Below are 13,150 nucleotides of genomic sequence, written 5' to 3' on the forward strand. Positions count from 1 at the left end.
TTCAATCAATTTTCTTTTTAGACTTGAACGGTAACTTCACGTTCACATTCGGCACATTTCTCAGTTTTGCTTTTGTTTTATAGACCAGTACGAAGAAGAACGGAACAAGGATAATGCCCACTACAATGGCAAAAATCATTCCGAAGAATACTCCCGTACCGATGGCCGCACGGCTTGCCGAACCGGGACCGGTTGCCAACACCATCGGAAGCATACCCAGTACAAACGCGAGCGAAGTCATCAAGATGGGGCGGAAACGCAATTGTGCCGCATGGATGGCTGATTGCACCAGATCACCTCCCCGGTCCACCTGTACTTTCGCAAACTCTACAATCAAGATGGCATTCTTGGCCGCCAATCCGACAAGCATCACCAATCCGATCTGGAAATAGACATCATTTTCCAGTCCGCAAATCCATACCCCCAGATAAGCCCCCAAAGCGGCTACCGGCAGCGAAAGCAATACGGCAATGGGCACTGTCCAGCTTTCATACTGTGCAGCCAGGAAGAGAAATACAAAAAGGAACACTAATGCCAGTACCAATCCGGTCTGCCCACCTGCCTTTTTCTCTTGATAAGAGAGACCACTCCATTCCAGGCCGATATTATCAGGCAGATGGTCACGTGCAATCTGCTCCATAATCTCCATAGCCTGACCGGAACTATAGCCCTGCGCCGCCTCACCACGAAAAACAGCAGTGGTAAACATATTAAAACGTTTAATGCTACCCGGGCCGGTGGTATACGATGCATTACCCAGAGAAGTCAGCGGGATCATCGCTCCATTAGAGGCCTTCACAAAAAACAGGTTGATATTGTCTTTATGTTCCCTATAGGGTGCTTCAGCCTGAATGTATACCTTATAAATACGGTTGAACATATTGAAGTCGTTCACATAGACCGATCCCGTATAGGCTTTCATGGTTGAGAAAACATCCGCCAGAGGCACACCAAGCATCTTTACTTTATCACGGTCTACATCGAAGTAGAGTTGTGGGATATCCGACTGAAGTGAAGAGGAAAGTCCTGTCAGTTCCTTGCGTTGGGAAGCGTAATACATCAAAGTATCCGCCGCCTGCACCAAATTATCGAAAGTAGCTTCACCACGCGCTTCGAGTTGCATTTCGAACCCACCCGAGGTTCCCAAACCGGGAATGACAGGAGGAGTGGAGAGATAAACCTTACATTCCGGATACTCACTCAGATCGCGACGAACGTTTGTCATAATCTCGTCTATCGAAGTATTCTTGCGGTCTTCCCACGGCTTCAAAATTACGGTTAACTCACTCCGTGCCTGGTTGCTGCCCACACGGGGACTGCTTCCGGTCACATTCTGTACATACGCTATATACGGATTCTTTTCCAGATAAGTGATGGCACGATCCGTTACCTCCCGGGTACGCTCCAGCGTAGCACCTTCGGGCAACTCCAATTCTATCTTGAAATAGCCTTGGTCTTCCACCGGAAGGAAACTTGTCGGAATCAGACGGTGAATCAACAGAATACCGATCAGCACCACCCCGAAACCGGCCAATACACGACGCGGATTACCAATTACCCGGCGGATAGCGACTACGTACTTATGATTGCCCACGTTCAACCAGTGGTTGATTTTGCGGAAAACAATGTTCTTCTTTTTACCGTTATCCGGTTTCAGAATCAACGAACACATGACCGGACTCAGCGTCAACGCCACTACAGTAGAAATCAGTACGGATACAGCAATAGTAATAGTGAACTGACGGTAAAGCTGCCCCGTAATACCGCTGAGGAAGCTCACCGGAACAAACACCGCACAAAGCACCAGAGAAGTGGCAATCAACGCACCCGCCAATCCGTTCATGGCTTTCTTCGTAGCTTCGTACGGTGAAAGTTTCTCTTCCTCCATAATACGCTCCACGTTTTCCACCACGACAATGGCATCATCCACTACAATACCGATAGCAAGAATCAGCCCCAACAATGTCAATATATTCAGCGAAAAGCCAAAGATCAACATGAAACCGAACGTACCGATCAATGAAATAGGAACGGCAACTATCGGGATCAACGTAGCCCGCCAGCTCTGCAAAGAGAGATAAACGACGAGCACCACAAGAACCAGCGCCTCAAACAGGGTTTTGTATACTTCATGAATGGACTCGGAAATATAAGTCGTCATATCGAATGGCACCTCATAGCTCAACCCCTCCGGGAAGTTCTTGCTGATTTCATCCATCGCTTCCTTGACACTTTTTGCAACTTCCATCGCGTTAGCGCCCGGAAGCATATAAATGCCCAGAACGGCAGCATTCTTGCCATTGATCCCACTCTCCGTACTGTATGAAGAAGCTTCGAGAGAAACCCGTGCCACGTCACGCAAACGGATGATAGAACCATTCGTATTGGCACGGATCACAATGTTCTCAAATTGCTCTACAGTAGAAAGACGTCCTTGTGTAGTGATAGGAATCGTTACATCGAGTCCCTTCACCGGCTGCTGACCAAGTACACCTGCAGCCGACTCACGGTTCTGATCTTTCAGCGCATTCTGTAAATCCTGTACAGTCAGTCCGAAGTTTGCCAGTTTATCCGGTTCCGCCCATATCTGCATGGCATAGTAACGGCTACCGATATTCGAAACACGTCCCACTCCCGGAATACGACGGATTACATCGAGTACATTGATCGTGGCAAAGTTACTCAAATAAATTTCGTCGAACTTCGGATCAGACGACATCAGCGTAAGGGTCATCAACTGGCTGGGTGCCTGCTTCTCTACGGAGATACCGTTCTGAATAACTTCAGCCGGCAAACGGCTTTCCGCCAGTTTCACACGGTTCTGGATTTCTACGGCCGCCAAATCCGGATCGGCAGAAACATCAAAAGTAACCGTTGCCGAAAATCCTCCGGAATTGGAACTGTTCGACTCCATATAAAGCATACCCGGTGTTCCGTTAATCTCCTGCTCGATAGGAGTTGCCACTGCCTGTGAAACCGTCAATGCGCTGGCTCCCGGATAAGAAGCACTGATCTTCACTACCGGAGGAGTGATCTGAGGATACTGGTCGACAGGCAACATGGTCAGACCAATGATGCCGATAATGACAATCAGTATCGAGATAACGATCGAGAAAACAGGTCTATCTATAAAAAAACTAACTTTCATATTCTATAAGGCCTCATCCCACCCCTCTCCCAACGAGAGAGGGAGGAAGAGTTTCTTTTAAATTATACGTTCTTATTTATCCACACTTGCCCTCACCTTCATTCCCGGCGTCAGTTTGTGATATCCTTCTATTACCACTTCTTCGCCTGCGGCCAATCCTCTCTCCACTACAAGTTTATTGCCAAATTCAGGTCCCAGCTCTATAAATCGTTTCTCTACCGTCGAATCTCTGCGCATGGTATAGATATAGGCTCCACCCTTCTCAATAGTTACCGCCTTGTGCGGCACCACAATCGCTCCTTCGCGTACATCCAGCAACAGCTTTACCTTTGTGAACTGTCCCGGAAGCAACACCTGCTTCGGATTCGGCATCTCTGCCCGGACTGAAAAAGTACCTGTCTGGGGATCTACCTGAGGTTCGGCAAAATCCACATATCCCTTGTAAGGATACACCGTATTGTCCGCCAATGTAATAGTGATGTTCGGCTGCCAGGAACGAGAAGAGTCCTGTTGCCCGATATTAATATTGCGTTCTTTGCTCTTCAAATAATCCAGAGCAGTCATACTGAAATCTACCAGTACAGTGTCACTTTTCACAACTGTAGCCAACAGCGATTTACCACCCGGTCCCACCAGAGTTCCCAAGTCCACGTTACGCTCACTGATATGACCCGACAGCGGAGAACGAACCAATGTATAACCCAGTTCCAACTCGGCCTGTGCCAGATCTGCCTCGCTCATAGCGACGGTCGCCACCGCACTTTCATAAGCTGCCTCCGCATTATCCAGATCCAACTGACTGGCCGCATTTTGCGCATACAACGGCTTGATACGTTCCAAATCCCGTTTTGCCTTCAATGCTTGTGCTTCATCTTTTTTCAATTGTGCCCGTGCCTTATCTGCTTTGGCACGATACTGATCCTGATTGATCACAAACAGCACCTGATTTTTATTCACATACGTTCCTTCGGCAAAAAGCATACTTTCCAGATATCCTTCCACCCGCGCCCGAACTTCGACAAACTGTTGTGCACGTATACGCCCCACATACTCTCCGAAAATCTCTACATTGTCCCTTTCTGCCGGTTCTACAATCACAGTAGGTATCTCCGGCTTTGCTTTATGTGGCCGCGTCAGAACCCAGTAAATGCCTACCACCAAAGCCAAACAGACGATGCCCACTATTGTTCTTTTTCTCCTTAGTTTCAGCTCTTTTCTCGTTAAAAATAGTCTCATGCTTGTTTGTATTATTAAAATTAACTTATCCTTTCTTAGCTACTTTACAAATCAGATACCAAACTATGTCCCGAATATATCTTTTTAACTAAAAAGCTCTCTCCAATGCCCTGAAGAAGCTGTTTTAGTGATCTTCCGAACATAACTGCCGTTTATCCAAAGTGTGGAATTGTGTCCCTGATTGGGGAATTATTCCACAAAAGGGTCACAAAGATAATTCTTTTCTGCATAAGTTCCATAACTTGCACTTTTAGTGTCATTCACTACTTACTTACCAAATAATAATATAAATTTGTAGTGCATTCATAAAAATAACACTATAATGAAAAAACATTTGTCACTGATATTAGTTCTGTTACCGGCTTTTTTTCTGGCATTGCCCGCTATGGCACAGCAACGTAAAAAAGTCGGAGTGGTACTCAGCGGAGGAGGTGCGAAAGGGGTAGCACATATCCAGGCTCTGAAAGTCATTGAAGAAGCCGGCATCCCAATCGATTATATAGTAGGCACCAGTATGGGATCCATAATCGGTGGATTATACTCCATCGGATATACTCCGCATCAACTGGACAGTATGGTACGCAAACAAGACTGGATGTTTTTACTCAGTGATCGTGTAAAGCGTAGTGCCATGTCACTCAACGAACGCGAAAAATCAGAAAAATATGTCTTTTCATTCCCCTTTACCAAAAGCCCCAAAGACGCCGTTTCCGGTGGAATCATAAAGGGACAGAATCTGGCCAACCTATTTACGGAACTGACAGTAGGCTATCATGACTCCGTTGATTTCAACAAACTGCCTATCCCCTTTGCGTGCGTATCACAAAACATCGTAAATGGCGAACAGATTGTATTCCACAATGGAGTGCTTGCCACAGCAATGCGAGCCAGCATGGCGATTCCCGGAGTGTTCACACCTGTGCGCAAGGATAGCATGATTCTGATTGACGGCGGCATGATTAATAATTATCCCGTAGATGTAGCCAAATCGATGGGCGCCGATGTTATCATCGGTGTAGATGTGCAAAACAACTTGAAAGGGATCGACAAACTTAACAGTGCTCCGGACATACTCTCCCAAATCATTGACCTGACGACCAAAAACAATCATCAAAAAAATATCAGCCTGACCGATACCTATATAAAGGTGAACGTTGAGGGATATTCTTCGGCCAGTTTTACCCCTTCGGCCATTGATTCTCTGATGCACCGAGGAGAAGAGGCAGCTCGTAAGCAATGGAACTCCCTGCTCGCTCTTAAAAAGAAAATCGGTATTGCAGACACTTTCAAACCCGAGTCACATGGTCCTTATACCTTATTTTCAAGCACCCGGACTTTGCCAGTGAAGGAAATTACTTTCTCTGATGTAGAAGAAAACGACAAGAAGTGGTTAATGAAAAAATGCAAATTGCAAGAAAACAGTGAAATCAGCATGCGACAGATTGAACAAGCACTATTCATTCTGCGCGGGAACCAATCTTACTCAAACGCCAGTTACACGTTAACCAATACCCCTGAAGGCTATAATTTAACCTTCCTGTTAGAGAAAAAGTATGAGAAAACCATCAATGTAGGTCTCCGCTTCGACTCGGAAGAGATAGCTTCGCTATTGATAAATGCCACAGCACAATTAAAGACCCACATTCCTTCCAAAGTTTCTGTCACCGGACGACTGGGCAAACGATACATGGCCCGGGTAGATTATACCCTGGAACCCATGCAACAAAGAAACATCAATTTCTCGTACATGTTCCAGTACAATGACATCAACATTTATGATCATGGCGACCGTGCCTACAACACAACTTATAAATATCATCTGGGTGAATTCGGATTTTCGGATGTGTGGTATAAAAATCTCCGGTTTGGATTCGGCGCACGAATCGAGTATTTCAAATACAAAGATTTCCTTTTCAAGAAACCGGAATTTACAATGGATGTCAACTCCGAATACTTCATCAGTTATTTTGCGCAGTTACGTTACAACACCTTCGACAAAGGATACTTCCCATCCAAAGGCAGCAACTTCTCCGGTGCTTATTCATTGTATACGGACAACTTCGCCCGATATAACGGACATGCCCCCTTCTCCGCACTCAGTGCCTCCTGGGAAAGTGTGTTCTCTGTCAGCAACCGTCTGGCCCTGATCCCGGCTATTTACGGCAGAGTACTGATCGGGCAGGAAATTCCTTATGCCTACGAGAATGCGTTGGGAAGTGACGTGTTCGGACGTTATTTGCCCCAGCAACTCCCGTTCGCCGGAATTTACAATATAGAATTAACGCACAATTCCGTTGCCGTGGCTTCTCTAAAGCTGCGCCAACGCATGGGTAGCAAACATTATATAACGTTAGCCGGAAACTTTGCCTTGAGTGACGATAATTTTTTCAAGATCCTGAAGGGCAACCGGATTTACGGTTGTAGCATCGGATATGGGCTGGACAGCATGTTCGGTCCATTAGAAGCATCATTGGGGTATTCCAACCAATCCAAGGACGTAGGATTTTACGTAAACCTGGGATTTTCTTTCTGACAATACCAACCTCTTTCTTCCGGCAGGGGGTGTAGCCCCACGAGGTAAAGGGTGTAGCCCTCCCGCCAATAGGGTGTAGCCCCGGCATACGGATGGCTACACCCTCTGCTAAAATGCGCCTGTAACCACCAAACAACAAGACAGACATAGCACGGAATTATTTAATTATTTCAAATTTATTACTCAGAACCGAAGAAAGTCGTTATCTTTACCGAAAATATTTTCTATATACTCACATAAAACATTTAGAATTATGGCAAAGAGAAGAGAACTTAAAAAGAACGTAAACTATATCGCAGGTGAATTATTTTCAGAGTGTTTGATCAACAGCATGTTCGTACCGGGTACAGATAAAGCAAAAGCTGACGAACTGATGGCGGAAATCCTGAAAATGCAGGATGAATTTATCAGCCGTATCAGCCACACCGAACCTGGAAATGTGAAAGGATTCTACAAAAAATTCCGTGTAGACTTCAATGCAAAAGTAAACGAAATCATTGATGCCATCGCGAAACTGAACTAAGAATGAAAAAAGCAATATATAGCTTTATTTACTATCGCCTGCTGGGATGGAAGATGAACGTGACAGTACCCAAATATGATAAATGTGTAGTTTGCGCAGCTCCCCATACCACTAATTTAGATTTGTTTATTGGTAAACTATTTTACGGTGCCATGGGAGGAAAGACCAGTTTCATGATGAAAAAAGAATGGTTCTTTTTTCCTTTAGGGCTGCTTTTCAGAGCTGTAGGAGGTATTCCTGTAGATCGTAGTCGCAAGACCTCATTGGTAGAGCAAATGGTTCATCACTTCAATACCAGCAAAAAGTTTCACCTCGCTATTACTCCCGAAGGAACGCGTAAACGCAACCCCAACTGGAAAAAAGGTTTCTATTACATTGCGCTCAAAGCACAGGTACCCATTGTCCTGGTCGGCATCGACTATACAACCAAGACCATTACGTCGACTAAAGCAGTCATGCCAAGTGGAGATATTGACAAGGACATGCGTGAAATAAAACTTTATTTCAAAGATTTCAAAGGGAAACACCCTGAAAACTTCTCCATTGGAGACGTTGAATGATTTATGAAAATCTCGATTGTACAAACAGATATTATCTGGGAAAATAAACAGGAAAATCTCCGTTTGCTCCGCGAAAAGCTACTTCCTCTTCGCGGAACAACGGAGATTGTTGTTTTACCGGAGATGTTCACAACGGGATTCAGCATGAACAGCCGGACATTGGCCGAACCGATTTCCGGTTTCACCATCCGGACCCTCAAAGGGTATGCCGCAGAGTTTCAGTTCGCATTGGTCGGAAGTTTCATCTGCGAAGAAGCAGGTGCTTATTATAACCGGGCCTTTCTGATTACTCCGGACGGTCAGGAATTTTACTATGACAAACGCCATCTCTTCCGCATGGGATGCGAAACTGAACACTTTTCGGCAGGCAACCGGAGGGTGATCGTCCCCTATCGGGGCTGGAATATCTGCCTTCAGGTCTGTTATGATCTTCGCTTTCCTGTCTGGAGCCGGAATATAAACAACGAATACGACCTTCTTATTTACATAGCCAGTTGGCCTACTCCACGCATCCATGCATGGAATACACTACTTTGCGCACGCGCTATCGAGAACCAATGTTACGTATGCGGTGTGAACCGTACAGGACGAGACGGCAACGGACTTCACTATCCGGGATATTCAGCCTTGTATAGTCCTAAAGGCGAGATACTGACAGGGACTCCCGACTCAGAAGAAAAGATACAAACCATCGAACTTGATATAGAAACCCTCACTGCCTTTCGCCATAAATTCCCCAGCTGGAAAGACGCAGACTCTTTTCTCCTTTATTAAATCTACAGGACATAATTTCCACATTTAATAAAAATATCTCTTGAATTATAGTATATAAATGCAAAAAAGTATCTAATTTTGCCAGACAATCAATTTATTGTACCAAAAAACAAACCCTAATTTAACTCATAACACGAATGTTAACCCAATTAATTAACGCACGTATACTCACCCCCCAAGGATGGATGAAAGACGGTTCCGTGCTTATCAGAGACAATAAGATTTTAGAAGTCACAAACTGCGATCTGGCCGTTATCGGAGCTGAACTTATTGACGTCAAAGGTATGTATGTAGTTCCCGGTGGGGTAGAAATCCACGTGCATGGTGGTGGAGGCCGCGACTTTATGGAATGCACGGAAGATGCCTTCCGGGCAGCGGTCCATACTCACATGAAACATGGCACTACAAGTATCTTTCCTACACTTTCATCATCTACAGTCCCCATGATCCAGCAAGCTGCTGAAACCTGCACCAAACTGATGGAAGAGAAAAACAGCCCTATTCTGGGACTGCACCTTGAAGGTCATTACCTGAACATGAAAATGGCAGGAGGACAAATTCCCGAGAACATCAAGAACCCTGATCCGAATGAATATATTCCGATCGTAGAACAGTATCATTGCATCAAGCGCTGGGACGCCGCTCCGGAACTTCCGGGAGCCATGCAGTTCGGAAAATATATTGCTGCCAAAGGCATTCTCCCTTCCGTGGCACATACACAAGCCGAATTTGAAGACATCCGTACGGCATATGAAGCCGGATATACCCATGCCACCCACTTCTACAATGCAATGCCCGGTTTCCACAAGCGCAGAGAATACAAGTATGAAGGTACAGTCGAAAGTATTTATCTGTTGGATGATATGACCGTAGAAGTAGTAGCCGATGGAATCCATGTACCTCCTACTATCCTGAGACTTGTATATAAAATAAAAGGTGTAGAAAGAACCTGCCTGATTACAGATGCCCTTGCTTGCGCCGACAGTGACAGCAAAGAAGCTTTCGACCCGCGTGTTATTATCGAAGACGGAGTATGTAAGTTGGCCGACCATTCTGCTTTGGCAGGAAGTATTGCCACAATGGACCGCCTGATTCGTACCGTCGTACAGAAAGCAGAAATTCCATTGGAAGACGCAGTCCGTATGGCTTCCGAAACCCCGGCACGTATCATGGGTGTATACGACCGTAAGGGTTCCTTGCAAAAAGGCAAAGATGCCGATATCCTGGTACTCGATGAGGACCTCAACGTAAGAGCCGTATGGGCCATGGGTAAGCTGGTGCCTGAAACCAATACGCTGTTTTAATCGAATAGACGTTTTTTGAACATAAACGGTGAACAATGAACAGACCATTATAACGCAGCCTGTTCATTGTCCACCGTTTATCGTTTAACCTTCATCGTTTTATCACTCCCCTCCTCCCCATTTATAGGTAAAAAAAGATTTTAATTTAAATTCCCTGTCAACCTTATCGCATAGTTGATTGTTTTTATATATATTTGTTCAGAGTTTCCGATAACGACAAAGACTCAGTCAAACTTAATTAATAACAAACTTATGAAGACAAATCTTAGTTCTCAGATTACACTCAACAGGGTCTCCCCCAGGTATTATAGACCGGAGAATGCATTCGAGAGATCGGTATTAACCCGATTAGAGAAAATTCCTACAGATATTTATGAGTCTGTGGAAGAAGGTGCAAATCATATCGCTTGCGAAATAGCACAGGTCATTCGCGATAAACAAAAAGCAGGACGTTTCTGCGTACTGGCATTGCCGGGTGGAAATTCACCACGCAGCGTATACACCGAATTGATTCGCATGCACAAAGAAGAGGGACTCAGTTTCCGTAATGTAATCGTATTCAATATGTACGAATACTATCCATTGTCCCAAGACGCTATCAACAGCAATTTCAACGCATTGAAAGAGATGTTCCTCGATCACGTTGATATTGACAAGCAGAATATCTTCACTCCGGATGGTACGATCGCTAAAGATACCATCTTTGAATACTGCCGCCTGTACGAACAGCGCATCGAGAGTTTCGGCGGTATCGATATCGCCTTACTGGGCATCGGCCGCGTAGGTAATATCGCTTTCAACGAACCGGGTTCACGCCTGAATTCTACCACCCGATTGATTTTGCTGGACAGCGGATCACGCAATGAAGCATCCAAAATATTCGGAACCATTGATAATACGCCAATCAGTTCCATTACAATGGGTGTGGCCACTATTCTGGCAGCAAAGAAAATCTATCTGCTGGCATGGGGTGAAGAAAAGGCGCACATGGTGAAAGAGTGTGTGGAAGGTAATGTAACAGATACCATTCCGGCATCTTATTTACAGACTCACAACAATGCACATGTAGCCATCGACTTGTCGGCAGCTTCCAACCTGACACGTATTCAGCGTCCATGGCTGGTCACCTCTTGCGAATGGAACGATAAACTGATCCGCAGTGCTATTGTATGGTTGTGCCAGTTGACCGGAAAACCAATCCTGAAACTGACCAACAAAGACTATAACGAAAACGGACTGAGCGAACTGCTTGCCCTATTCGGATCTGCTTATAACGTAAATATCAAGATATTCAACGATCTGCAGCACACCATCACCGGATGGCCGGGTGGCAAACCGAAGGCAGACGACACCTATCGTCCCGAACGTGCCAAACCGTATCCGAAACGGGTTGTCGTATTTTCTCCACACCCCGATGATGACGTGATCTCCATGGGAGGTACGATTCGCCGTCTGGTAGAACAGAAACATGAAGTCCATGTAGCATATCAGACTTCCGGAAACATTGCCGTAGGTGATGAGGAAGTAGTTCGTTTCATGCATTTCATCAACGGATTCAACCAAATCTTTATAAACAGTGAAGATCAGGTGATCAGTGAAAAATATGCCGAAATCCGTAAATTCCTGAAGGATAAGAAAGACGGTGATATGGATACACGCGATATCCTGACCATCAAAGGCTTGATTCGTCGTGGCGAAGCACGTACAGCTTGTACCTATAATAATATCCCACTGGAACGTTGTCACTTCCTGGATCTGCCTTTCTATGAAACCGGTAAAATCCAGAAAAATCCGATCAGCGAGGCTGACGTAGAAATCGTCCGCAATCTGCTCCGTGAAGTGAAACCTCACCAGATTTTTGTAGCCGGTGACCTCGCTGACCCGCACGGCACACACCGTGTGTGTACAGATGCCGTATTTGCTGCTGTAGACCTTGAAAAAGAAGAAGGAGCCGAATGGTTGAAAGATTGCCGTATCTGGATGTATCGTGGTGCATGGGCCGAATGGGAAATTGAAAACATCGAAATGGCTGTGCCTATCAGTCCGGAAGAATTGCGTGCAAAACGTAACTCCATCCTGAAGCACCAGTCCCAGATGGAAAGTGCTCCGTTCCTGGGTAATGACGAACGCCTGTTCTGGCAACGTAGCGAAGACCGTAACCGGGGTACCGCAGCTCTTTACGACAGCTTGGGATTGGCCTCTTACGAAGCAATGGAAGCATTTGTGGAATACATTCCACTATAATCAGAGCTTATTAGTGAAATAAAAATAAAGAAGAGTGAGGAGTTTGAAACTCTTCACTCTTCTTTTCTTTAATAAAAAGACAAATCATACATGAAACAAGAAGAATATCTCCGTCTTCTCCCTGTCGAGGGAGCATATAATATGCGCGACTTGGGAGGTTATCCCGCAGCAGGCCATAAACACGTAAAGTGGAAAACATTTATCCGTTCGGGCGATCTCAATAAACTGACAGAATCCGACCTGGCCTATCTTGCCTCTTTATCCATCCGTACGGATATTGACTTCAGAAGTATACAGGAAAAGAAAGTGGCAGCAGACAGAATACCGGCAACGGTAACGCAATACATTCCTCTGTCCATCGAAGCCGGTGACATGACCGACATGGCTCACTTCAACCTGAACAACATTCCGAAAATACTTGAACAGGCATACGTCTATATCATCCAAAATGCCCAGGATACTTACCGGGAGTTTTTCCGGATTGTTTCGGAAGAACGGAACACTCCTCTTTTATTTCACTGTTCGGCCGGAAAAGACCGTACCGGTATTGCCGCCGCATTATTATTGGGAGCATTGGGTGTAGACAGAAAAGTGATTATGGAAGATTATATGCTGTCTGCCGAATACCTAAAAGGCAAATACGATGCGATCGTACAGGCCCATCCCGAATTCGCGCCTCTTACCACCGTGCGTAAGGAATATCTGGAAGCAGCCTTCCAGACTATCGATTCCGATTACCAAGGCCTGGAGAACTTCCTGAGAAACCAATTAGGAGCAGATATCGACAGACTAAGGGCATTGTATACCGAATAAACGGTTCATTACCAG

9 protein-coding genes are annotated in these 13,150 nt (G+C 45.4%); 7 read left to right on the forward strand and 2 right to left on the reverse strand.

What is annotated here, in order from left to right:
- Position 1 precedes the first annotated feature (1 nt).
- Positions 2-3,148 (reverse strand): efflux RND transporter permease subunit, encoded by a 3,147-nt coding sequence (locus ISX59_RS15495; RefSeq protein WP_005780162.1) that lies wholly within the window; start codon positions 3,146-3,148, stop codon positions 2-4.
- Positions 3,149-3,220: 72 nt separating this feature from the next.
- A complete protein-coding gene (locus ISX59_RS15500; protein ID WP_022012436.1) occupies positions 3,221-4,384 on the reverse strand; it encodes an efflux RND transporter periplasmic adaptor subunit in 1,164 nt (387 codons plus the stop codon).
- A 322-nt stretch (positions 4,385-4,706) separates the two neighbouring features.
- Here ISX59_RS15500 and ISX59_RS15505 point away from each other — a divergent pair, with 322 nt between their 5' ends.
- The 7 genes from ISX59_RS15505 to ISX59_RS15535 all read left to right on the forward strand — a co-directional run bounded on the left by ISX59_RS15505 (position 4,707) and on the right by ISX59_RS15535 (position 13,135).
- A complete protein-coding gene (locus ISX59_RS15505) occupies positions 4,707-6,917 on the forward strand; it encodes a patatin-like phospholipase family protein (RefSeq protein WP_005807345.1) in 2,211 nt (736 codons plus the stop codon).
- A 253-nt stretch (positions 6,918-7,170) separates the two neighbouring features.
- On the forward strand, positions 7,171-7,440 hold the full coding sequence (locus tag ISX59_RS15510) for a hypothetical protein (RefSeq protein WP_005780168.1): 270 nt from the start codon (positions 7,171-7,173) through the stop codon (positions 7,438-7,440).
- A gap of 2 nt (positions 7,441-7,442) precedes the next feature.
- Positions 7,443-8,000 (forward strand): 1-acyl-sn-glycerol-3-phosphate acyltransferase, encoded by a 558-nt coding sequence (locus tag ISX59_RS15515; protein WP_005780170.1) that lies wholly within the window; start codon positions 7,443-7,445, stop codon positions 7,998-8,000.
- 3 nt (positions 8,001-8,003) lie between these two features.
- Positions 8,004-8,774 (forward strand): amidohydrolase, encoded by a 771-nt coding sequence (locus ISX59_RS15520; RefSeq protein ID WP_005780174.1) that lies wholly within the window; start codon positions 8,004-8,006, stop codon positions 8,772-8,774.
- A 137-nt stretch (positions 8,775-8,911) separates the two neighbouring features.
- On the forward strand, positions 8,912-10,078 hold the full coding sequence (gene nagA / locus ISX59_RS15525; RefSeq protein ID WP_005780176.1) for an N-acetylglucosamine-6-phosphate deacetylase: 1,167 nt from the start codon (positions 8,912-8,914) through the stop codon (positions 10,076-10,078).
- 252 nt (positions 10,079-10,330) lie between these two features.
- On the forward strand, positions 10,331-12,322 hold the full coding sequence (locus ISX59_RS15530; protein ID WP_005780179.1) for a glucosamine-6-phosphate deaminase: 1,992 nt from the start codon (positions 10,331-10,333) through the stop codon (positions 12,320-12,322).
- Positions 12,323-12,412: 90 nt separating this feature from the next.
- On the forward strand, positions 12,413-13,135 hold the full coding sequence (locus tag ISX59_RS15535) for a tyrosine-protein phosphatase (RefSeq protein WP_005823386.1): 723 nt from the start codon (positions 12,413-12,415) through the stop codon (positions 13,133-13,135).
- Positions 13,136-13,150: the final 15 nt, after the last annotated feature.

It is taken from the genome of Bacteroides sp. FSHCM14E1, from assembly GCF_019633785.1.
GTDB classification, from domain to species: domain Bacteria; phylum Bacteroidota; class Bacteroidia; order Bacteroidales; family Bacteroidaceae; genus Bacteroides; species Bacteroides hominis.

Coding starts and splice junctions, on each gene's coding strand:
- nagA (WP_005780176.1), top strand. CDS start 8,912: ATGTTAACCCAATTAATTAACGCACGTATACTCACCCCCCAAGGATGG.
- ISX59_RS15530 (WP_005780179.1), top strand. CDS start 10,331: ATGAAGACAAATCTTAGTTCTCAGATTACACTCAACAGGGTCTCCCCC.
- ISX59_RS15515 (WP_005780170.1), top strand. CDS start 7,443: ATGAAAAAAGCAATATATAGCTTTATTTACTATCGCCTGCTGGGATGG.
- ISX59_RS15495 (WP_005780162.1), bottom strand. CDS start 3,148: ATGAAAGTTAGTTTTTTTATAGATAGACCTGTTTTCTCGATCGTTATC.
- ISX59_RS15535 (WP_005823386.1), top strand. CDS start 12,413: ATGAAACAAGAAGAATATCTCCGTCTTCTCCCTGTCGAGGGAGCATAT.
- ISX59_RS15510 (WP_005780168.1), top strand. CDS start 7,171: ATGGCAAAGAGAAGAGAACTTAAAAAGAACGTAAACTATATCGCAGGT.
- ISX59_RS15500 (WP_022012436.1), bottom strand. CDS start 4,384: ATGAGACTATTTTTAACGAGAAAAGAGCTGAAACTAAGGAGAAAAAGA.
- ISX59_RS15520 (WP_005780174.1), top strand. CDS start 8,004: ATGAAAATCTCGATTGTACAAACAGATATTATCTGGGAAAATAAACAG.
- ISX59_RS15505 (WP_005807345.1), top strand. CDS start 4,707: ATGAAAAAACATTTGTCACTGATATTAGTTCTGTTACCGGCTTTTTTT.